Origin of the sequence: Actinoplanes flavus (genome assembly GCF_017592555.1) — a bacterium.
GTDB classification, from domain to species: domain Bacteria; phylum Actinomycetota; class Actinomycetes; order Mycobacteriales; family Micromonosporaceae; genus Actinoplanes; species Actinoplanes flavus.
The window spans coordinates 1-21,980 of sequence record NZ_JAGFNS010000034.1 but is presented as its reverse complement, the minus strand read 5'-3'; the positions used below and the strand labels follow the sequence as shown (position 1 = coordinate 21,980).

Below are 21,980 nucleotides of genomic sequence, written 5' to 3'. Positions count from 1 at the left end.
GATGGTGCGCATCCGTGGGGTGCACCGCCGGTTCGGGCCGGTGCACGCGCTGCGCGGGGTGAGTTTCGACGTGCCGGCCGGCAGCATGGTGGCGCTGGTCGGGCGTTCCGGTTCGGGCAAGACGACGCTGCTGAACGTGGTCGGCGGTCTGGACCGCCCGGACGAGGGCACCGTCGAGGTGGACGGCGCCGATGTCACCGGTCTGGACGAGGACGGCCTGTCGCGGCTGCGCCGGGAGAAGGTGTCGTACGTGTTCCAGACGTTCGGCCTGATCCCGGTGCTGTCGGCGGCGGAGAACGTGGGCGCCCCGCTGCGGCTGGCCCGGATGCCGGCCGCCGACCGGGAGAAGCGGGTGGCGCTGCTGCTGGACCTGGTCGGTCTCGGTGAGCACGCGAAGCAGCGGCCGGGTGAGCTGTCCGGCGGGCAGCAGCAGCGGGTGGCGATCGCCCGTGCGCTGGCGTCGTCGCCGCGGCTGCTGATCGCCGACGAGCCGACCGGCCAGCTGGACGCCGAGACCGGCCGGTCCGTGATGGCGCTGCTGCGGGCGGTGGTCGAGTCGGAGAAGGTGACGGCGCTGGTGTCGACGCACGATCCGGTGATGATGGCGCTGGCGGACCGGGTGGTCCGGATCAGCGACGGACAGGTCGACGGGTAGTGCTCGCGCTGGTGGGGCGCCGGGCGCGGGCGCAGTGGCCGCTGCTGGCGGCGTTGCTGGCGGTGGTGACGGCCGGGGCGGCGCTGCTCGGGGTGTGTGCGCTGCTGGTGACGGTGAGCGCGGACCGGGCGCGGGAGAAGGCGGCCGCGGCGGCCACACCCGCGCAGACCGAGGTGACCGGGTACGCGGTGACGGTCGCCCGCGCCGCGGTGCCGTCGGTGGCGGCCGACACCCGGCGGGTGCTGGCCGAGGCGCTGGCGCCGTTCGCGGTGGCCACGTCGGGGCGGGCGTCGTCGGTGATGCGGCCGCTGTCCGCCGGCCGGATCGGCTATCTGTCCGGGGTGGAGGATCTGCCGCAGCGGGCGTCGCTGGTGTCGGGGCGCTGGCCCGGTGCCGGCGGTGAGGCGGCGGTGCTCGAACCGACCGCGCGCCTGCTGGGTCTGGCTGTCGGCGACCGGGTCGTTCTCGGCACGGAGCAGGCCCGCGATCCGGCGCCGCCGGTGACGGTCGACATCACCGCGATCGTACGGACGAAGCCCGGCGCCGGCTGGGATCGGGACCCGCTCGGCGGCACCGGATTCGACCTGGCGTACCGGGGTGCGAGCGCGTTGCAGCCGGCCGAGGCGTACGGGCCCTTCCTCGTCGACTATCCCGATCTGCTGTCGGGTTCGTCGGCGCTGTCCCGGCTGGAGATCACGGCCCGGCCGGATCTGTCCGATCCCGACCATCGCGCGCTGGCCCGGATCGAGGCCGGCACCCTGGCGGCCGACCGGCGGCTGTCGGCGGTGCTCGGTGAGCGGGTGCAGATCGAGCGGGTGGGATCCGCCCTGCCCGGGGTGCTGGCCGAGGCCCGCCGGCAGCAGCGGGTCACCACGGCCGCGGTGCTGGCGGTCGCGGTCCTGGCGGTGGCGCTGACCGCGGCGGCTCTGGCGCTGGCCGGCCGGCTGACCGCGGACGTGCGCGGCGAGGAGACGGCGCTGCTGTCGGCGATGGGGGCGAGCCGCTGGCAGCTGGGTGGCGTCGCGGCCGCCGAGGCGGGGCTGCTCGCGCTGGCCGCGACGGTTCTGGCGGTGCCGTTGTCGTCGGCGGTGCACGTCTGGCTCGGCGGGGACCTGACGGTCACCGGTGTGCAGGTGGGTGCGGTGGCGGCCGGGACGCTGCTGGCCATCCTGGTGACCGCCGGTGGGCGGCAGCGGCCGGCGCCGCTGGCCCGGTCGGGCGCCGACCTGCTGCTGGTGGCGCTGGCGGCGGCCGGCTGGTGGCAGTTGACGTCGCAGCCGGACACCGCCCAGACCCGGGTCGACGCGGTCCGGATCCTGTCGCCCGCGCTGCTGCTGGCCGCCGGTTGTGTGCTCGCGTTGCGGCTGGTGCCGGCCGCCCTGCACGCCGCGGACCGGCTGGTCCCGCGCACGCGTGGCCTTCCGATGCCGTTGGCCGTGGTCCAGGCCGCCCGCCGCCCGACCGCGGCCGCCCTGCTGATCGCGCTCGGATGTGCGGCCGCCACGTTCGGGGTCGCTTTCGGCGCCACCTGGCAGCGGTCCCAGCGGGACCAGGCCGACCTGTCCGTCGGCACCGATCTCGCGATCACCCTGGGCGGCGCGCCGGTCGCCGGGCAGGGCGCGGCCGTGACGGCGGCGGTCGGCGGGACGGTGGCCCCGGCCGTGAACCGTGGCGTCGCCGTCGGCCAGTGGCTGGGTGGCAACAGTGAACCGCCCCGGCTCGTCGCGGTCGACGCCCGCCGCGCCGGAACCCTGCTGCGCGGCGGTGGCGAGAACTGGGCGGCGGTCGGCGCGGGCCTCGCCCCGGCCACCGCGGTGGAGGGTCTGGCGGTGCCGTCGGGCAGCCGGATCACGGTGACCGGCCGGGCCACCGGGACGGCGCCGCTGACCACCACGCCGCGGCTGATCCTCGAGGATCCGACCGGGCTGCGGACCGTGTGCCCGGCGGCGGCCGTCGCGTTGGACTCCCGGCCGCACGAGCTGGCGGGATGCGCCGACGGTGACGGGTTGCGGCTGGTGGCGGTGCTGCTGCCGGTCACGTCCGACGCGTTCGGCTGGGATGCCACCGGTTCCAGCCGCATCGACGTCACGGTGACGATCCCGGGCGCGGCCGGCGGTGCGACGTGGACGGCCGGGTCGTCGCAGCCGTATCCGGACCAGCTGCGGGAGCCCACGGTCACGGTTGCCGGCGCGACCCTGCGGGTGACCGCGACGGTGGAACTCGGCGGTCCGGCCGAGGCCGCCCGGCAGGTGGTCGCGACGTCGTTCGCCGATCCGGGGGTGGTGCCGGTGGCGGTGTCGCGGCGGCTCGCCGAACAGCTGTCGGTGTCGCCCGGATCGGAGTTGCAGGTGACGGTCGGCAACACGCCCGTACCGGTGAAGGTCGCCTCGATCGTGCCCGGTGTGCCGTCGGCGCCCGGGTCGGTGGCGCTGCTCGCCGACCTGGACACGCTGTCGCGGGCGCTGCTCGTGCGCGGTGACCCGCAGATGCCGGTCGACGCGTGGTGGGTCGCCCATCCGTCGCACGCCGCGGCTTCCGCCGGGCTCCATCTCGGTGAGATCAGCACGCGTACGGGTGAGGCCAGGCGATTGACCACCGGCCCGGTTGGGGCCGGGCTGCCCGCCGTGTTGCGGCTGCTGGTCCCGGCCGCGGTCCTGCTGCTGCTCGCCGGAGTGATCCTGCACGTGACCGGTGACCTGCACGCCCGGGCCGTGGAGGTGGCGCGGCTGCGGGGTCTGGGGATGCGGCGGCGCGACATCCGTTTCGCCCTGCTCGGTCAGCACGGCATCGTCATGGTGCCGCTGCTGGCGGCCGGGGCGGCGGTGGGCGCGCTGGCCACGTGGGTGGTGGCGCCGCTGATGATCCGTTCGGAGACCGGGGCGGCGCCGGTGCCGGCCGTCGCGCCGGTGTGGCCGTGGCCGGCCGAGCTGGCCGTCGTCGGTGTGCTGACGGCCGGGTGCCTGATCGCCGTCGCCGGGGTCGTGATCGTCCAGTCGCGGCGCGCCGACGCCGCCCATCTGCGGGTGAGCTCGTGACCGCCGTGCCGGCGGGCCGGCTCCAGGCCCTGAGGGTCGGTCTGCACTGGCCCAGCGTGCGGGGGCGGGCCCGCGCCGACGCCGGCCCGCTGATCCTGTCCGCGCTGGTGGTGGCGCTGGTCAGCGTGCTCGCCGGGGCGGTTCCCGGGCTGATGCGCGACACCGCCGACGCCGCCGTCCGCGATGCCGTGCGGCGGGCCGGGACCAGCGCCGACGTGACGGTGCAGGCCCGCTGGGAACCGGACGACTTCACCAGCGACGGCTCGCCCGGCCGGATGCGGATGCCGTACCTGGCCGCCGACCTCGCCGACCTTCGCGGGCGGTCGCTCGAACAGCTCGGGCCCGATCTGCGGGCGGCGCTGCGGCCGCCGGTCGCGTCGGTGATCACTCCCACGTTGCGGTTCACCGACGGCAGCGTGCTGCGGACCTTCCGGATGGCCTATCTGGACGGCGGCGACGGCCCGAGGGTGGAGTGGATCGACGGTTCGGCGCCTTCGGCGACCGTCGACGGCGAGGCCGACGTGCCCTACTCCGGGCCGGCGTGGCGGGTGCGGGTCGGTCTGAGCGAGTCGGCGGCGGCTTCCTCAGGGGTACGGCCGGGAGCCGTCCTACAGGTACGCGACGAGCGCGGCGCGACCAAGAACGTACAGGTCAGCGGCATTTTCCGGCCGGTTGACCGGAACGATCCGGCGTGGCGTCTCGCGCCGTGGCTGCTGGATCCGGCCACCGGCGCGGACGGCGCCGGAACCACCCGGTTCGGTGGCCTGCTGACCGCCGAGTCGCTGCCGGACGCACGGCTGGCGTTCCGACCGGACGAGCTGCGGCGGGTCGTCACCTTCTCCCCCGACCCGTCGGTGCTCACGTGGGAGACGGCGCACGCCATCGCGGCCACCGCGATCACCTTGAAGGCGACGTCGGCGACGTCCGGCAGCCTCGACACCACGTCCACCTGGAACACCCAGCTCGACGCGGTCCTGCGGGACGTGACCGAGCAGGTTTCGGCGGCCCGGGTGCAGGCGTCGGTGCTGCTGTTCGCGGTCATCGCCGGGGCGGTGCTGATCCTGGCGCTGGCCGCTTCGCTGCTGGGCCGCCGTCGTACCGCGGCGCTGGCGCTGGCCCGTCAGCGGGGCGCCACCCTGCCCGTGCTCGGCACCGAACTGCTTCTCGAATCGGGGCTGGTGACGTTGGTGGCGGCCGCTCTCGGCTGCGCCGGCGCCTACCTGGTCACCGGCAGTGTGGCCGGGTGGTGGGTGGCGCCGGTGGTTCTCGCCGCGGCGGTCGCCGGTCCGGCGTACGGGATCATCGCGGCGGCCTCGGCCACCCGCGACCGCAAGGTGCCCGCGAACCGGTCCGCCCGCCGCTGGTTGCGTCACACCGCCGCGCTGCGCCGAGCCGCCGCCGAGGTCGCGGTCCTGCTGGCCGCGTGCGCCGCCGTGGTGGCCCTGCACCAGCGTGGTCCCGCTCCCGGGCTGCCCGTCTTGGCGCCGACACTGGTGGCGGTCACCGCTGCGATCGCGCTGCTGCGAATCCTGCCGCTGGTGGCCGGGCTGGTGTTGCGGCGGTTGTTGCGGTCGCGGCGGCCGCTCGCGGTGTTCGGCGCGGCGCAGGCGGCGGCGGGTTCCGGGCGGCCGCTGCCGGTGCTGGCGCTTGTCACCGCGGCGGTGCTGGCGGTGTTCGCGCTGGTCCTGGGGGCGACCGTGCAGCGCGGTCTGGTCGACGGCGCACGGGAGACGGTCGGCGCCGACGCCCGCATCGACGTGACCGACGATGCCGCCGCCACGACCGGTTCGGTGGCGCGGCGCATCGCCGCCGAACCGGGGGTGACGTCGGTGACCACCGCCGAGGTGGCCGACGGCGCCCGGATCATCGCCGACGAGGCCCTGGTCCCGTCCCGCTTGATCATCCGCTCCGGTGGGGTCGCCGATCCGTCGGTGCCCGCGCTGGTCCGCTCGGCCTCCGGCCAGTTACGTCCCGGCATGACCCTGGAGCTGCGCCGCGACGACGAGCCGCCGGTGCGTTTGACGGCGTCCGGGGTGGCCCCGGTGGTGAGCGGCGCCGACGAGGTGGTCATCGTGGACGCCGCGGCCCTGGCGGCCGCCGGCGTCGAATCCGTCCCGAACACGATCTGGGTGAACGGGCCCGGCACCGAAGCCGCCGTCACCGGAACCGGCGCGCTCCTGCGCTCCGACGTGCTCCGCGACCGCCGGACCGCCCCACTGGTCAGCGGCCTGCTGTGGCTGTCGTGGGCGTCAGCGGTGTTGCTGGTGCTGCTCGGGTTGGCCGGGTTCGCGCTGGCCGCGGCCGCGGGCGCGCCACAGCGGTGGCAGACGTTGAGCCGCCTGCGCACGCTGGGCCTGACTCCGCTCGACGCCCGGCGCGTCGCCGCCGGTGAGCTCCTGCCGTGGGCCCTGGCCGCCGCGGTGGGCGGTGTCCTGGCCGGAGCCGCCTCGACGGCGTTGTTCGACGCGCTGGAGTTGCGGCTGCTGACCGGCCAGGAGGTCGACCCGCCGGTGGTGTGGCCGTGGCCCGGCCTGGCCGTCGTGACCGCACTCTTCGTCGCAGCGGTCCCGGTGATCGTCCGCTTCGAAGCCGCGGCCCGCCGCCGACGCCAGCTGGCCGAGGTCCTCCGCGTCGGTGGCCAGTAGCGTCCCTACGTTCACTGGCTTCCATCGATCAGCTGATGGATGTCCTGTACCAGTGTCGTTGCGCCGATCTTCTCAGCGGCGGACAGGCTTGCTTCCAGAACCGGTCTTGCCTGCTCCTGCCGTCCGACGGCAAGGAGGATCTGTCCAAGAGCGCTACCGACAATCGCGATACCGTCGGCTTGCCGAAGTTGCTGAAAAATTCGGTAGGACTCGACGATGCGAGGGAAGGCGGCCTCGTAATTTTTCCGGACGATGTCGATCTGGGCCAGTTCCCACTTTGCGGCCGCAATTCCATCCAGCACACCCAACCGCTCGTTCACACGTAACCGTTCGGTTTGCAGGGAAGCTGCTTCATCGTATTCTTCCCTCTGGAAGAGGATGTCAGCGATCCGGCCCCAGGCGACCGCAGCCGAACGCGCGTCACCGAGCCGCTCATAGACCGGCAACTCGACCTCACGACGAATACGCAAGACCTCGTCGTGCTCGCCACGCCAGTAGAGGATGTCAGCGATCTTGCTCCAGGCGACCGCAGCCGAATACGCGTCACCGAGCCGCTCATAGACCGGCAACTGCACTTCTCGGCGAATACGCAGGGCCTCCTCGTGCTCACCTCGCCGAGACAGAATTTCGGCGATCTGGCCCCAGGTGATCGCAGCTTCACGGGCTTCCCCGAGCCGCTCATAGACCGGCAACTCGACCTCACGACGAATACGTAAAGCCTCCTCGTATTCACCACGCCGAAGGGCGATTTCGGCGATCTGACCCCAGGTCACCGCAGCCGTATGCGCGTCACCGAGCCGCTCATAGACCGGCAACTCGACCTCACGACGAATACGTAAAGCCTCTTCGTACTCACCACGCTGAAAGATGACGTCAGCGATCTTGCCCCAGGTGACCGCAGACTCACGGGCTTCCCCCAGCCGCTCATAGACCGGCAACTGCACTTCTCGGTGAATACGCAAAGCCTCGTCGTACTCACCACGCTGAAAGAGGATGTCAGCGATCCGACCCCAGGTCACCGCAGCCGAACGCGCGTCACCGAGCCGCTCATAGACCGGCAACTCGACCTCACGACGAATACGCAAAGCCTCGTCGTACTCACCACGCCGAAAATGGACGTCAGCGGTCGTGCCCCAAATGACCGCAGACTCACGGGCCTCCCCCAGCCGCTCATAGACCGGCAACTCGACCTCACGACGAATACGCAAGGCCTCGTCGTACTCACCACGCCGAAAAAGGACGTCGGCGACTACTCCTTGACATCTGGCTGCTTCGTATTCGGATCCTCCGGCGGTGAACAGTTGGTGGGCTTGCCGGACGAGTTGTTCGGCCTGCTGCAGCTCACCACGGCCGACCAGGTAAATGGCGTGTTCGGCCATGACGCGGGCGCGATCGAGCGAGTCACCCAGTTCGGCGCCGTCGGCTTGGGTCTGCCGGATCGCCCGGCTGTGCAATCTCCCGGCCGTCTCGCCGTCTCCGCTGACTTTTGCCACCTCGGCGACCCGCCGAAGCAGCAACAACGGCACCGGCGCCCGGTGCCGGTCAAGCAGTGTGATGGCCTCCTCGCCGAGCCGGAACGCATGGACAGCCGGCCCGGAACGCAGCGCCGTCACCGCACCGGGGGCACAGTCGGCGACGACATGCGGGGTGTCGGCGCGCAGGGCGATCCCGGTCAACTGCAGGTCCAGGACTGTGTCGCGGTGGCCTTCCCTATCGCCGCCCCAGGCGGTGTACAGCGGTTCAACGATCACGCCGGCCAGATCGATGATCTCGTCGGCGGTGAGTGGTTCGAGGCGCCCGGCGGCCAGGGCATTGGCGGCCAGAGCCGGCCGTCGCGGGTCATAGGCGTCCGGGAAGACGTCGAGCAATCCGAGCCCGAGCAGCCGGGTTGTCGATCCTCCGGTGCGTTGGGCCAGGCTGACAGTCACGGACTCGGGCACCGGTAGGTCGAACAGGGTGAGGTCCCGCAGCAGCGCGCGATGCGCCGGCCCGGCCTGGTCGATCAGCGTGTCCAGGGCCAGGTTCTCCAGGAACTCGCGCAGTTGGGCCTCCGCGGGCGGCTGGCCTTGATGGAGGTACTCCTCCATGCCGGCGACCGCGCTCTCGGCCCGACCGAGGTCGATCTGATCGCTGTAGACCAGGCGCAGGCCGATGAGGTCCTGGAGACCAGGGTTGCCGCGGCTGACCGTCATCGCGCGCTCGGCGAGCACGTCCCGCTCCTCCCGGCTCTGTGGGGTGACTTGCGCTTGTTGCCGGTTCAGCAGCTTGCGCTGAGCGACCGGCGACAGTGGGCGCAGCGGTACCTGTTCCAGCCGGCACTCCAGACCATCGAGGGTGAACCGGAAACGGCTGGTCATCAGGAGTCTGCTGTCGGTGAGGCTCGGGTCGAACGCCCGCAGCACGCCAGCCAGCACGGGAGCCACCCGCGGATCGACGCGGTGCGGGCCGTTGGGGTCCGGCAGTAGGATCTGTTCGAGATCGTCGATGACGAGCAGGAGCGGTCGCCGTCCGTCGGTGGCCTGCGCGCACGGGCCACTCAACAGGTCGATCAGCAGTTCTTCCAGCGCCTCGAGCCGGTCACGGACGTCGGGCCGCCGCCGCTTGATGAGTTCTCTGGCCTCCGCGTTGGTTCGTACCGCCTCGTCCACCGCCTCCAGGATCGCGGCGGCGCTGTATTCGCCGAAGACCACCGCCGGTGCCAGCTGCGGGCAGCGGTCGGCGATCCGGGCTGCCAGGCTTGATTTGCCGAGGCGGCCCTGCCCGTGCAGCAGCACTCCCGCCTTGTCCTGCCCGCGCAAGGCCCGCAAGGCGCGTTGCAGTTCGGGGCGACGGCCGACGAACATGGCCGGAGCCGCGACCGGAACATGCTGTTTTCGGTCGAGGAAGACCTTGGTCCCGTGCACCGCCGACACGCGCGACCGCCGGTTGGTTCCGGTCACGAGCGGTCCGCCGCCGGTCGGCCCGAGCCACAGCCGCGCCAGGTGCCAGTCCGCGCGTACCCCACGGTCGTCGGAGTTCAGGAGGGCCCGGCGGGCGTCACCGACGGCCATGGCAAGGTCAGCGCGGTTACTCAACTGCTTGTACAAATCTTCGGCGAACAAGGTCGCCGCCCGGTCGCCGACCGAGCCGTCCCAGCCCAGGACCGCCGGGACGCCCGCCGTGACCAGCGCCGTCGACATCGAGTGGGCCGGCATCGCGTCCGGCTCGCCGTCCACGGTTCCGGCGCGGCGCCCGGCGCCGGCCGGCAGATGCCCGGTGGCGCCCGCTGCCGTCGCGGTCAGGCACGCCGACACGAACAGCAGCCTCGGCGGCGTGGTCATCAACCGTACGAGATCGGCTGCCGTGGTCGGCAGGTCGTCGCCGACCTCGTCCTCCATCATCAGCACCGGCTCGACGGGCTGCCCCGCCCGTACCGGATATTTGTTGACGCCGTGGCAGGAGAGGTGGACCACCGGCATGCCGCCCAGGTCCGCGAGCCGCCGTCCCAGTTCCTCGGGGTTGCCGGTGTCCTCGACCACCAGATCGACGCGGGTGTCGTCGACCGCGTTGAGGATCGCCGCTTCCTCGGCTTCGAAGTCGAGTTCGTGCTGGCGCCGTGGTGACGAGGCCATGAACGCCAGGCCGAGCCGGTACCCGTCGGGTTCCGGCGGATTCTCGGGTGAGCCGAGCCGTCGCAGCACCCCGAACCGCTGCACCGCGTTGGCGGCCAGGAAGCCGCCGCCGCTGGGCGGCGCCAGCAGCTCGAACGGGGCCCGCAGCAACGCCCATGCCCGCTCCGATGGCGACAGTTCGGCCCGGATCTCGAAGGTCACCGGTGCCGGGACGCGCGCCAGCAGTGCTGTCAGTTCGCCCTGGTCGCCGTCCAGCCAGGACCACAGCTCCTGGCCCAGCGTGCGGAAGACGTCGTCGGCGGCATCCGACTGCACCGCTCGCACGTAGCGCGCCGCGAGGTCGGACAGCAGCCTCTCGTCGGCCGCGGTCAGCGTCCGGCGCGGCCCCATCCGCTCGTTTCCGGCCACGATCTCGAAGCTGGAGCCGTTCACCACCACACCGGTCGCCACGAGCCACCTCCTACCGGATAACCGACGGACAGCACCTCACATCCCCTAAATCATCCTAGGAGCCTGGGTTGAAAGCGTCCTGGCCCGCGGCATTCTCCACTTGGGAGAATCGGCCGGAGGCGGTGGTCAATGTGGCGGTCGAGTTCCGGGTGCTCGGTGCGATCGAGGTGTGCGTCGACGGCCGCCCCGCCGACATCGGTCATGTCCGGCAGCAGTGCGTGCTCGTCGCGCTGCTGGTGGAGGCGGAGCGCGCGGTGCCGATCGATCAGCTCGTCCACCGGGTGTGGGGTGACCATCCGCCGCAGCGCGTCCGCAGCACGCTGCACAGCTATCTCTCGCGGCTGCGCCAGGTCCTGGCCCCGGTCCCGGAGGCCGTCATCGAGCGGCGCGCCGGCGGCTACGTGCTCGCCGTCGACCCGATGACCGTGGATCTGCACCGTTTCCGCGATCTGGTCACACGGGCTCGCGCGGCCGGCCGCGACGAACCGGGCGTGTCGCTGCTCACCGATGCCCTCGGGCTCTGGCGCGGCGAGGCGTTCGCCACGCTGGACACGCCCTGGCTGAACTCCGTACGCGAGGGTCTCGACGCCGAGCGGCTGGCGGCGGAGCTGGACCGCAACGACCTTCTGCTGGGCATCGGCCGGCACGCCGACCTGTTGGCCGGCCTGTCGGCCGCGGCGGCCGCGCATCCTTGGGACGAACGCCTTGCCGGACAGCTGATGCTGGCGCTGTACCGCTGCGGGCGCCAGGCCGCCGCCCTGGATCTCTACCAGCGGCTGCGGCTGCGGCTGGCCGACGAGTTGGGCGCCGATCCCAGCCCGCCGCTGCGCCGGCTGCACCAGCAGGTCCTGACCGCCGACCCGGCTCTCGACGCTCCCGAGGCCGCCACGGCGGTGTCGGCCGGCGTACCGCCGGCCGGCCGGCGGTTGCCCCTGCCCCGCCAGCTGCCGGCGTCACCGAGTACGTTCACCGGCCGGGCCGCCGAGCTCGCCCGGCTCGACGAGATCATGACCGCCTCCGCCGGCCGGGGCGCCACCGTCGTGATCTCGGCGATCGGCGGCAGCGGCGGCATCGGCAAGACCTGGCTGGCCCTGCGCTGGGCGCACGACAACGCTCACCGGTTTCCCGACGGTCAGCTGTACGTGAATCTGCGCGGCTTCGACCCGACCACCGACCCGGTCGCCCCGGCGGTGGCGCTGCGCGGATTCCTCGACACCCTCGGCGTGGCTCCGGCCGACATCCCGGCCGACACCGACGCGCAGGCCGCGCTCTACCGCAGCCTGATCGCGCACCGGCGCATCCTGATCGTGCTGGACAACGCCCGGGACACCGCGACGGTGACGCCGCTGCTGCCCGGGACATCCGCCGGCGCGGTGCTGGTCACCAGCCGGCATCAGCTCGGCGGGCTGGTGACCACGCACGGCGCCCGGCCGCTCGCCCTGGACGTGCTGCCCGACGCCGATGCGCGCGACCTGCTCCTGCGCCACCTCGGCCGGCAGCGGGCGGCGTCCGACGAGCGCTCGGTCGCCGAACTCGTACGGCAGTGTGCCGGCCTGCCGTTGGCGCTGGGCATCATCGCCGCCCGCGCGGCGTTGCAGCCCGGTCTCTCCCTGGCCGCGCTCGCCGGGGAGTTGCGAGCGGCCGGCACCCGGCTGGACGCGCTCGACGCCGGTGAGCTGGCCGTCAACTTGCGGGCGGTGCTGTCCTGCTCCTACCGGGCGCTGACGCCCGAGGCGGCCCGGCTGTTCGCCCTTCTCGGGCACACGCACGGGCCCGACCTGAGCCTGGCCGCGGCAGCCAGCCTGGCCGGCACCCCGATCGGCGCCACCCGCTCGGTTCTGCACCAGCTCACCGCCGCACACCTGGTCCACGAACACGTGCCGGGCCGCTACCGGATGCACGACCTGGTGCGGCTCCACGCCGTCGAGCTGGCCGCCGGTGCCGAGCCGGGCCGTGAGGCGCTGCACCGGCTGCTGGATCATTACCTGCACACCGCGTACCGGGCGGCTCTGCTGCTGTCGCCGCATCGCGACCCGCTCACCCTGACGGCGGCCCGGCCCGGCACCGTCCCCACGGACCTGGCCGATCTCGACGCGGCGATGCTCTGGTTCACCACCGAGCATCCGGTGCTGCTCGCGACCATCGTGCATGCCGGCGCGGCCGGGTTCGACGTGCATGCCTGCCAGCTGCCCTGGACCCTGGCAACCTTCTTCGACCGGCGAGGGCACTGGCACGACTGGGTCACCGCGCAGCACGAGGGGCTCGAGGCCGCCCGGCGCCTCGGTGCCCGCGCCGATCAGGCACAGGCGCACCGGCTCCTCGCCAACGCCTACTCCAACCTGCGCCGGTACGAGGACGCGCACGGCCACCTCGGGTGCGCGCTGACGCTGTTCGGTGAACTCGGCGACGATGCCGGGCGCGCCCACGTCCATCTCGACATCGCCATGCTGTTCGACCGGCAGGGGCTACCCCGCGAGGCGCTGCCGCACGCCCACCGGACGCTGGAGCTGTACCGCGCCGTCGGCACGCCGCTCAAGCAGGCTGTGGCCCTCAACGCGGTCGGCTGGTACCACTCGCAGCTGGGCGAGCACCGCGAGGCCCTCGGCTACGGCGAGGAGGCGCTCGCCCTGTCCCAGCAGGCCGGCAGCCCGTACGGGCAGGCGAACACCTGGGACAGTCTCGGCTTCGCCCACCACCACCTCGGCGAGCACCGGCAGGCGATCGCCTGCTACCGGCAGGCGCTGGATCTGTTCCGGGACATCGGCGACCGTCACGCCGAAGCCCTCGTCCGCGACCACCTCGGCGACACGCACCACGCTGTCGGCGACGCGGCGACCGCCCGGGAGGAATGGCGGCAGGCCTTGGACACGCTAGAGCGGCTCGGCCATCCGGCTGCCGGCGAGCTGCGCGCCAAACTCCGCTGACGACGATGCGAGGGACGGGAAGTCATTCCCGTCCCTCGCATCAGCCACGGTCGTTGCTCACGGCAGGCAGTTCAACGGCCCGACCTCGAAACCTCTGCACGAGTTCCCGACGGCGGAGATGGCGCCCCCGTCGCCGAAGTCGTTGTCGCTGCCACCGGCGCCACCCGAGAGCGTGTCGTCCCACGGCCCGCCGAACAGGCTGTCCGAGCCGCTGCCGCCCTCCAGGGTGTCCCCGGTGTCGAAGCCGGTCGGGATCACGTGGTCGCCCCAGATGGCATCGTTGTCGTCGCCGCCGTGGATGGTGTCCGCGTTCTCCTGGCCGCTGAGCGTGTCGGCACCGGTGCCGCCGAAGATCACGTCGTCACCCGAGCCGCCCTCGATTTCGTCGCCGCCACCCCGGCCGCAGAGGATGTCGTCGTTGCCTGAGCCTCTGACATAGTCGGCGAAGTTGCTGCCGACGACGATCGGGTCGTTGACTTGAGGTACCGGCCAAAGCGCGCCGGGGGCACCGACAGGCCCACCCGCGGAGAAGTCGAAGAGCTGGTTTGCGTTCACCATCATGCCCGAGTACTGCCCGCAGCCGGGCGGCACGACAACGAGGGCAGCCGCCGATGCCGGTGTGGCGGCAAACGCGGAAGCCAGCAGCAATAGTGCCGGGCCGGCCCAGAGGGCCACCCGACGGAACCGGTTGGTACGAACGTCGATGTGCATGATCGGTCCTTCCCCCGAGAGTGCGTGGCCGGACGGATCGGCGATCCGTCCCCTTCACCACACTCGCCAGAGTGGACGGCCCGTCCTGGACGATCCTTGGACGATTGTTGAACGCGCTGGTAGGGCGGCCCGCCCGGGTAATTCCGTGGCGGTCGGTCACCCTCGCGGGGACGATGCCGGCATGCTTCCCACGCTGCGCCCGCGTGCTTTGAGGCCCGGGGATCTCATCGTGATCGCGGCCCTTTCCGGCCCGCTTCCCGACATCCACGAGCCACACGTGGAGCAGACGGTCGTCGTGCTCGAGCGGATGGGTTTCCGGGTGCGCCGGGCCCCGCTGCTCGAGGTGGGACGCCGGCACTGGTGGAGCGCGGCCACCCCGGCGGAGATCGCCGCCGAGCTCAACGGCTTCCTGCGCGATCCCGAGGTACGCGCGATCGTGGCGAGCGACGGCGGCCAGACAGCACTCGGCTATCTCGATCTGATCGACGTCGAGGCGATCAGAGCCGACCCCAAGCCCCTCCTGGGATACAGCGACATCTCGCTGCTGCATCTGGTTCTTCATGCGCGTACCGGTCTGGTCGGTTTTCATGCCGACATGGCCGTTCCCGGCTTCGGCGGCCATTGGCAGGCGGCGCCGCCGGGCCGCCGGGCCGAACTCGAAGACCTTTACCTCCGTTTGCTGACCAGCACCGATCCGATCGGCGCCCTGCCCTCGCGCCCGTCCTGGGAGTGCTGGCGTCCCGGCCGCGCGGAGGGCCCCCTGATCGGCGGGGTGATCAACCGCGTCGTCCTGGCCCAGGCGACGCGCTTTGCGCTTCCCCCCGACCGGTACGAGGGAGCCGTACTGTTCTGGGAGGAGATCGGCGGCGCGGCCGCACACGTGTGGAGCTATCTGCAGGTGTTGCGCCACGCCGGCGTCCTCGACCGCATCGCCGGGATGGTCGTGGGAGTCCCGCGCGACATTCACGGCCTGGAGCCCGGCGTCTCCCCCACACTGGCCGAGATCGTCCTCGAGGTTCTCGGCGACCGCGACATCCCGGTCCTGGGCAACGTCGACATCGGGCACGCCGGCCCGAACCTTCCGATGCCGGTCGGCATCCGAGCCGCCCTCGACGCCGACCGGCGAACCGTGTCGTTGCTCGAACCTGCGGTGCGACCGGCGGGCTGACGGGTGATTCCGGCGGCTGCCCGGCCGGTCAGCGGAACAGGCGGTCGAGGTGGTCGTCGATCAGGGACATGGCCTCGGCGGGCTGGTAGAGGCCGATCAGGATCGGGCCGACCAGTCCCTGGGTGAGGAAGTAGAGGGCGGGCGCCTCACGATCGGGGTCGATGCCGTCGCGTAGTTCGCCGAGGCGGGCCGCCTCGCGGAGGTTGGCGGTCGAGACGGTGAGGATGCGCTCGTACCCGTCACGTAGTTGCTGGGCGTATTCGGGGGTGACCGTCGCGGCGGAGAAGAAGGCGATGTTGACGCACGCCTCCTCGCGGCCGGGTTCGTCGACCGGGAGCATCACCGCGGTGGCGGCGCGGATCACGTCGCGGCGGGTGGGGCTGTCCAGGGCGGCGAGGGTGGCCTGCATGCGGGTGAGGACCCGTTGGCGCATGTGGCCGAGGGCGAACAGCAGCATCTGGTGTTTGGTCGGGAAGTAGTACTGCACGGTGCCCATCGAGACGCCGGCTTGTACGGCGACGTCGCGCAGGCTGACGGCCTCGAATCCGCGGGTTCCGATGACGGCGAAGACCGCTTCGGCGAGGAGGCGGCGGCGCTGTTCGTGGTCGACCTGCTTCGGCACGGCACCGAACCTATCTCATGCGGGCGCATTGCAAGGAGTGGCCAAACCTCGTTATCATGCGAGTGCATGAAAAAGGAGGCAGGCATGACCATCCAGTACGTCACCAACGGTGACGCCCAAATCGCGTACGAGACGTTCGGCACCGCCGGAGAGCCGCTGCTGCTGGTTCTGGGCATCGACTACCAGATGGTCTGGTGGAACGACGCGTTCTGCGAGCGCCTGGTCGAGGCCGGCTTCCACGTGGCCCGCTACGACAACCGGGACACGGGCCTGTCCACCCACTATCCGGAACCGGTGAAGGGCACCCGCGGCCCTCTCTACACGATGAACGACATGATCGACGACGGGCTCGCGGTGATGGACGCGCTCGGCTGGACCGAGGCGCACGTCCTGGGCGGCACGTCGGCGATCGCGCAGGGCATGGCGCTGCTGCACCCCGGCCGGGTCCGCGGCCTCACCCTCTGCATGAGCAGCCCGGCTACCGCCGGTGTGCTGCGAACGCTGCGCTACCTCAAGTTCGGCCTGTTCAAGGAGTTCCGCAAGCTGCCGAAGGCCACCACCGAGCAGCAGAAGATCGAGAACGAGGTCACCATCTACCGGGTGCAGTCCTCCCCCGGCTATCCGTTCCCGGAGGAGTGGGTCCGGGCGGCGGCGACCCTCGGCCACCAGCGTTCGCCGCGCGATCCGCGGACCACGCGGCGGCACCTGGCCGCCGCCCGGGCGGTGAAACTGCCGCCGCTGTCCGGCATCACCGCGCCGACACTGGTCGTCTCCGGCGCCGACGACCCGATGCTCAAGCCGAGCGCGGGCCGCGATCTGGCCGCCCAGATCCCCGGCGCGCAGTTCGTCGAGTATCCCGGTGTCGGCCACGAACTGCCCGAAGGCATCTGGGACGACGTGATCGCCCGGATGCCCCGCGGCGCCCGGATCGCCTGACCTATCCGGCGGCGACCTCGACACGGCCGCGGCCGTGGTGTTTGGCCTCGTAAAGGCTGCGGTCGGCGTCGGAGAGCAGGGCCGGCAGCTCGGCCCGGCCGCCGTGGTGGACACCGATGCTGACCGAGACGGTGAGGCCGGGCGCGATCTCGCTCCACGGATGTGTGCGGACCGCGTCCAGGATCTGTCCGGCCCGGGCCTCCGGCACACCCGGCAGCACCTCGGCCAGGATGACCACGAACTCGTCCCCACCGAGCCGGGCGGCCAGGTCGGCGGGCCGGACCTGGGCGGCGAGGATCTGCCCGAGCCGCACCAGCACCAGGTCACCGACGTCGTGGCCGAACCGGTCGTTGACCTTCTTGAAATGGTCCACGTCGATCATCATCACCGCGTAGAACCCGTGGCCCGGGGCGGCGCCGAGGGTGTCCAGATAGGCCTGGTATCCGCGACGGTTGGCCAGTCCGGTCAGGTCGTCGACGACGAGGTCCCGGCTGAGCCGTTCGTGTTCCTGGCGGCGGCGTTCGACGGCGATGGCGTCGCGCATGGCGGCCATCCGGTCGAGCCGGTCGTTCCAGTGCAGTCGGGCGAGCTCGTCGCCGTACCGGATCGCGGTGGGGTTGGTCCCTGGCCGTTTGGCGATGAGCGCGAGTTGCAGCAGGTACACGCGGGTCGGCAGCTGGTAGGGGAAGTCCTCGGTCGCCTGTTCGGCCAGGTGCGCGGCGCGGGCGGCGTCGCCGGCGCGGGCGGCCCGGATCGCGTCGCCGAGGGTGGCGATGCGCTCGTCGACCGGCACGCCGGGGTCGGCGGGCTGCCCGGCGACGGCGGCGAGCAGGTGGCGATTGCCGTGGAACTCGACGACCCAGACGGGCGGCCACGCGGCGTCGGTCAGGTCGTCGACGTCCTCGGTACGGGTGGGCCAGTCGCCGACCGCGGCGAGCCCGGCCGCCCAGTCCAGCGACAGGTCGAGCCGGTTGACGGCCACGACGCGCCGCTGGCGTACCGCGGTGGGGCTGGTGTCGCCGGCCATCAGCTGCCGGGTGCGTTCGTAGTATTCGAGGGCGAGTTCCCAGAACCCGAGTTCGTGGGCGACGCAGCCGACCTCGATCAGGGCAGCGGCCCGGTGCGCGGCCGGCTCGTCCGAGGGCTGGTCGAGCAGCACCACCGCCTGGGCCAGCAAGCGGGACGCCGAATCCCCGTCGGTGCTGGTGCGATGGGTCCTGGCGCGCCGGTCCGCCTTGACGGCGAGGGCGAGCGCGAGCAGGGCCGGGCTGCCGAGAGCGACGGCGGCGGCGAGCATGGCGTCGACGTGCTCGGTGTCGTCGAGACCGGCTTCCAGGCAGGCCAGAGACCGGGCGAAGTGCAGGAGCAGGCGTACGTCGTACCAGCCGTGGTCGATGGCCTCCCGGTCGGCGGCCTCCACCCGGACGGCGTCGTGGTGCCCCTGAGCGGCCTCGATCAGCAGGTACGCCTCTTCGATGGCGGCCGTGTGCCGATCGGTCACCGCATCTCACCATTCTCGATCTCGGATGGCAGTTCTCCAGGTATATCGTCTGCCGGCCGGAAAACCTGGGAACTTCTCGCATGTCGGCGTACGGAGGATTCTTGACCTCTGGCGCCGTGTCGTTACCGTTCGGTACGTGACGAAGGCTCTCGTTCTCGGCGGCGGTGGCGTGACCGGCATCGCCTGGCATCTCGGCGTCCTCTGCGGCCTGCAGCGGGCGGGCGTCCCACTCGGCGACGCCGACACGATCATCGGCACGTCCGCGGGGTCGGTCGTCGGCGCGATCCTCGCCGCCGGCACCGACCTGGAGGCGGCGGTCGCCCTCCAGCAGCAGGAGCAGGAACGCACGGGCGGCGGCCGCCGTGGCCGGGACACCGGCGCCGCGATGGCCGCCATGGCGGTGCTGGCCGATCCGTCGGTGCCGCCGCGGGAGGCGCGCGCCCGGGTCGGCGAGTTCGCGCTGGCCGCCTCCACAGTCGACGAGCAGGCGTACCTGGCCCGGATGGAACCGCTGCTGCCGGTGCACGAGTGGCCCGCCCGGGACCTGCGCGTCCTGGTGGTGGACACGGCCGACGGTCAGGATGTGCTGTTGGGCGCGGCGTCCGGCGTACCCCTGCTGAAAGCGATCTCGGCGAGTTGCGCCGTGCCCGGCCTGATGCCGCCGGTGACCATCGACGGACGCCGCTACATGGACGGCGGCGTCCGGTTCGGCGCGGGCGCCGACCTGGCCGCCGGCGCCGAACGCCTCGTGGTGATCGCGCCGCTGGCGTGGCTGGGCCGCGACCGGATCGTCGCCGAGATGACCGCGTCCGGCGCGGCGAAGACGCTGCTCATCGAGCCGGACGCGGCCGCGCTGGAGGCGTTCGGCCGCGACTTCATGGACCCGGCGGCCCGCCCGGCGTCGGTGCGTGCCGGCTTGCGGCAGGGCACGGAACTCGCCGAGGCGGTCCGCGCCGTCTGGTGACAATCGGTCAGGGCACGAGGGGGCCGGTCAGCGCCGCACGGGCGGCCGCCTCGTCGCCGGTGACCGTTTCCCACGGCAGCGGGCGGCGGTTCCACAGCGCCAGCATCAGCTCCTGCGCCGTACCGGTCAGGGTGGCGACCGGCTCCCCCGGTCCGAGCACCCACGATGCGCCGACATCGGTGGCGGTGAACCGGACGGCCGCCTGCGGTTCGGCGGCGAGTCCGCGTTTGATCATCCGAGGGACGAACACCTCGATGACCTCCGCGATGCCGTCGGCGCACAGCTGCGGGCCGAGTACACCGGCGCGGCCGAGAGCGTGTTCGGCGTCCCAGCGGTGCACGACGGTCTCCAGGCAGCGGCGGCGCCGCCAGAAGGCGACGGTCCGCGGCGGGGCGAAGGTCCAGGCCTCGGCGGCGGGGTCACGCTCGAGCGCCTTTTCGAGGGTACGGGCAGTGCCCTCGAACCATTCGGCCAGATCCTCCGGCGGCGGCTCCGGCTGGTAGTCGCCGCGCAGGTCGGTGATGGCGGTGGCGGCCCACAGGTTGCCCTGCCCGAGGTGAATCGTGAGGTCACGCAGCGTCCAGTCGCCGCAGTGCTCCACCGGCGCGGTCAGGTCCCCGTCGAGGCAGGCCTGGAAGGCGGCGAACTCGTCGTGCAGCAGGGCGAGGTAGTCCATCAGGCCTTCCACGGTTCGATGATGAGACCCACTCGATGTCGTCGATCTCTCCGATGTCACGCCCGTACGGTACCCACCCCCGATCAACACCTCGTGCCGGCGGGTTGTTATGTTGTTCGGGCAGGTCCGGGTGGCGGAATGGCAGACGCGCTAGCTTGAGGTGCTAGTGCCCGCAAGGGCGTGGGGGTTCAAGTCCCCCTTCGGACACGTTAACCCACACCAAGATCATTCACGTTTTGGATGATTCTGGTGTGGGTTGAATGCTTTCCGCCGCTGGTGCGGAATGACCGACAGGCCTGGCAGCGGCAACTGCCCAGACTCTCCGGCAGTGTCTCCGGCTCATCTTCCGCTCTCTTGCATGCGTCGCCTGGCTGGGATGCCGAGACATTGAAACTCACGGAAGCCGTGTCCTCGCCGGTGTCAAGGTGATGCTGACCGGCGTGCACAGGAGCGTGTGCCCGCGCCACCGCAACTGCCGGCGTCGATCGCCGATGACCTGGGCGTCAACCGGGAGACCCTGCGCAGCTGGGGTGCGGCTTGGCGACGAACGTCGTGGCGCCGGTCCACGGCCGGCGCGTGCGGTCACGGTCGGCATTGAAGCGGCCGGCTCGGCGCCTGGCTGGGTGGGCGATCGCCGATCACATGCGCATCGACCTGGTCATCGACGCCCTGCACGCCGCGCAGCGGACCCGCGGCAACCTCGACGGGGCCATCATGCACACCGACCACGGAGCCCAATGCTGGCTACACCGCTACAACACCGTCCCACGGTCTTGCTTACGGTGGGGATGCCACGTCCGCGAGACGGACTCAGGGTCGCGCGGATGTCGGTGGCGACCTGGCGAGTGTGGCCCGACCGGACGCCCTGCATCGCATCCAGCGAGGGCTCCAGGCGGCACAGCCTGTTCGATCTCGCCGAGGCCGCCCAGGCGACACGCCCCACCTCGATCCCGTCAAGCTGCCGAAGGTGGGGCTTCGGGAGCGGCTGTCACTGCATCATGGGTGAGAACGGGTGGTCGGGGGAGACGGGGCAGTGGAGGATGTACCAGTCGAAGCCGCGGCCAATAAAGATTCCGGTTAGGGGGTCGGACAGGTCGACTGGGTCTTCGAGGGGGCACCAGTAGCCTGCCTCATCCCATTCGCCGTGGCCGACGGCGAAGAGCAAGGACATTTCGGTGTCGCAGGTTTCGCAGGTCATCGATATGGGGCCGCTCATCCGGAAGGAGGGGAAGCCGCCCACCTTCCAACCGGGGACCGCGGACCATTTCGAATAGTCGGGGCCGCCGGTTTCCTTCTCCCAGGCGGAGATTCGGGCTTGCAGATCCCGGGGGAGCATCTCGAAGTACCGGTAGTCGACGAAGTGTTCCGGATGCACGACGCATGCGTTCGGCAGGTAAGCCTCCTCGACCGCGGGTGGTTCGGGAGCGGTCTGGAGCGGCCGGGTGATGTCGGCGGTGTGTCGCCAGAACAGCTCGATCTTGGGGGCGTCCTCGTCGGCGTGGCCCAGCGGGCACCACAGCACCTGGAACAGGTCCGTATCGTCGGGGCCGATGAAGCCCGGCACGTCCCGGCGGTACACCTGAGCCACCGGGATCAGCGGCACCGGCCGGTGAACCAGTTCCTCCGGCTCGGGGACTTCCAGGGACGCCAGCTCGGCCCGTTCCTCGTCGGTAAAGCTGGACCGGTGCTCGGCCGCCTCGTAGATCTCCCGGCTGCGGCGGACCGCCGCAGGCTTCATCAGCTTGTCTAGGAAATGGCCGTCGCCGTCGCTGCACATCGGCCACGGCTCGTCGGCCGGCCACAACAACGGGCCGCCGACCGAGCTGTCGGCGCTGGTGGGCGTTCCCGTGCGGGGGTGCAGCCGGGTGGTCGTCCCCCGGTGCTCCCTGAGCTCGGGAAAGACGTCGGTGATGTCGAACGGGCGCGGTGGTGTGGTCCGGACCATGACCGAAGATCCTAGGCCGTGTCTTCAAAGGATCATGGCCATGGATGATGTACGGCGTGATCCGCCGCTATGAGTTGACCGACGCCGAGTGGGAATCGCTGTCACCGCACCTGCCGTCGGTGATCACCGGCGGCCGT

General features: G+C 71.7%; 13 protein-coding genes, 1 tRNA gene and 1 pseudogene. 9 read left to right on the top strand and 6 right to left on the bottom strand.

Going from position 1 to position 21,980, the window contains the following annotated elements:
• The first annotated feature begins 1 nt into the window (after position 1).
• The 3 genes from J5X75_RS36650 to J5X75_RS36640 are packed head-to-tail and all read left to right on the top strand — an operon-like array spanning position 2 to position 6,335.
• Complete coding sequence (locus J5X75_RS36650; protein ID WP_208472193.1) at positions 2-655, top strand: ABC transporter ATP-binding protein; 654 nt, start codon at positions 2-4, stop codon at positions 653-655.
• Positions 655-3,690 (top strand): FtsX-like permease family protein, encoded by a 3,036-nt coding sequence (locus J5X75_RS36645; protein ID WP_208472192.1) that lies wholly within the window; start codon positions 655-657, stop codon positions 3,688-3,690. The genes J5X75_RS36650 and J5X75_RS36645 overlap by 1 nt, the downstream gene beginning before the upstream one ends.
• Positions 3,687-6,335: an FtsX-like permease family protein gene (locus J5X75_RS36640; RefSeq protein ID WP_307798498.1), complete on the top strand. Its 2,649-nt coding sequence runs from the start codon at positions 3,687-3,689 to the stop codon at positions 6,333-6,335. The genes J5X75_RS36645 and J5X75_RS36640 overlap by 4 nt, the downstream gene beginning before the upstream one ends.
• A gap of 11 nt (positions 6,336-6,346) precedes the next feature.
• Here the strand turns inward: J5X75_RS36640 and J5X75_RS36635 are convergent, their stop codons facing one another.
• A complete protein-coding gene (locus J5X75_RS36635) occupies positions 6,347-10,396 on the bottom strand; it encodes a CHAT domain-containing protein (protein ID WP_208472191.1) in 4,050 nt (1,349 codons plus the stop codon).
• 131 nt (positions 10,397-10,527) lie between these two features.
• Between J5X75_RS36635 and J5X75_RS36630 the strand changes: the two genes are divergently transcribed.
• Positions 10,528-13,320 carry an AfsR/SARP family transcriptional regulator gene (locus J5X75_RS36630; protein WP_208472190.1) on the top strand — a complete coding sequence of 931 codons (2,793 nt, stop codon included), beginning with the start codon at positions 10,528-10,530 and terminating at the stop codon, positions 13,318-13,320.
• Between the two features lie 57 nt (positions 13,321-13,377).
• On the opposite strand, the gene J5X75_RS36625 is transcribed toward J5X75_RS36630, so the two are convergent.
• Positions 13,378-13,995, bottom strand: coding sequence for a calcium-binding protein (locus tag J5X75_RS36625; RefSeq protein ID WP_208472189.1), 618 nt, complete (start codon positions 13,993-13,995; stop codon positions 13,378-13,380).
• Between the two features lie 265 nt (positions 13,996-14,260).
• On the opposite strand from J5X75_RS36625, the gene J5X75_RS36620 reads away from it, so the two are divergent.
• Entirely contained in the window at positions 14,261-15,199 is a 939-nt protein-coding gene (locus tag J5X75_RS36620; protein WP_208472188.1) for a S66 peptidase family protein, read from the top strand.
• A 28-nt stretch (positions 15,200-15,227) separates the two neighbouring features.
• Here the strand turns inward: J5X75_RS36620 and J5X75_RS36615 are convergent, their stop codons facing one another.
• The gene (locus J5X75_RS36615) at positions 15,228-15,821 is read right to left on the bottom strand and encodes a TetR/AcrR family transcriptional regulator (RefSeq protein ID WP_208472187.1); all 594 of its coding nucleotides are present in this window, start codon (positions 15,819-15,821) and stop codon (positions 15,228-15,230) included.
• An 84-nt stretch (positions 15,822-15,905) separates the two neighbouring features.
• Here J5X75_RS36615 and J5X75_RS36610 point away from each other — a divergent pair, with 84 nt between their 5' ends.
• On the top strand, positions 15,906-16,757 hold the full coding sequence (locus J5X75_RS36610; RefSeq protein WP_208472186.1) for an alpha/beta fold hydrolase: 852 nt from the start codon (positions 15,906-15,908) through the stop codon (positions 16,755-16,757).
• Position 16,758: 1 nt separating this feature from the next.
• On the opposite strand, the gene J5X75_RS46230 is transcribed toward J5X75_RS36610, so the two are convergent.
• Complete coding sequence (locus tag J5X75_RS46230; RefSeq protein WP_208472185.1) at positions 16,759-18,258, bottom strand: GGDEF domain-containing protein; 1,500 nt, start codon at positions 18,256-18,258, stop codon at positions 16,759-16,761.
• A gap of 136 nt (positions 18,259-18,394) precedes the next feature.
• On the opposite strand from J5X75_RS46230, the gene J5X75_RS36600 reads away from it, so the two are divergent.
• Positions 18,395-19,222, top strand: coding sequence for a patatin-like phospholipase family protein (locus J5X75_RS36600; RefSeq protein ID WP_208472184.1), 828 nt, complete (start codon positions 18,395-18,397; stop codon positions 19,220-19,222).
• A 7-nt stretch (positions 19,223-19,229) separates the two neighbouring features.
• Here the strand turns inward: J5X75_RS36600 and J5X75_RS36595 are convergent, their stop codons facing one another.
• The gene (locus tag J5X75_RS36595) at positions 19,230-19,910 is read right to left on the bottom strand and encodes a maleylpyruvate isomerase family mycothiol-dependent enzyme (protein WP_307798497.1); all 681 of its coding nucleotides are present in this window, start codon (positions 19,908-19,910) and stop codon (positions 19,230-19,232) included.
• A 112-nt stretch (positions 19,911-20,022) separates the two neighbouring features.
• Here J5X75_RS36595 and J5X75_RS36590 point away from each other — a divergent pair.
• Positions 20,023-20,105 (top strand) — tRNA-Leu (locus tag J5X75_RS36590).
• Positions 20,106-20,504: 399 nt separating this feature from the next.
• Positions 20,505-20,633 (top strand): annotated as a pseudogene (locus tag J5X75_RS44985) (IS3-like element ISTesp3 family transposase); the annotation flags it as partial.
• A gap of 253 nt (positions 20,634-20,886) precedes the next feature.
• Here J5X75_RS44985 and J5X75_RS36585 read toward each other — a convergent pair.
• Positions 20,887-21,843, bottom strand: coding sequence for a hypothetical protein (locus J5X75_RS36585; protein WP_208472183.1), 957 nt, complete (start codon positions 21,841-21,843; stop codon positions 20,887-20,889).
• Positions 21,844-21,980: the final 137 nt, after the last annotated feature.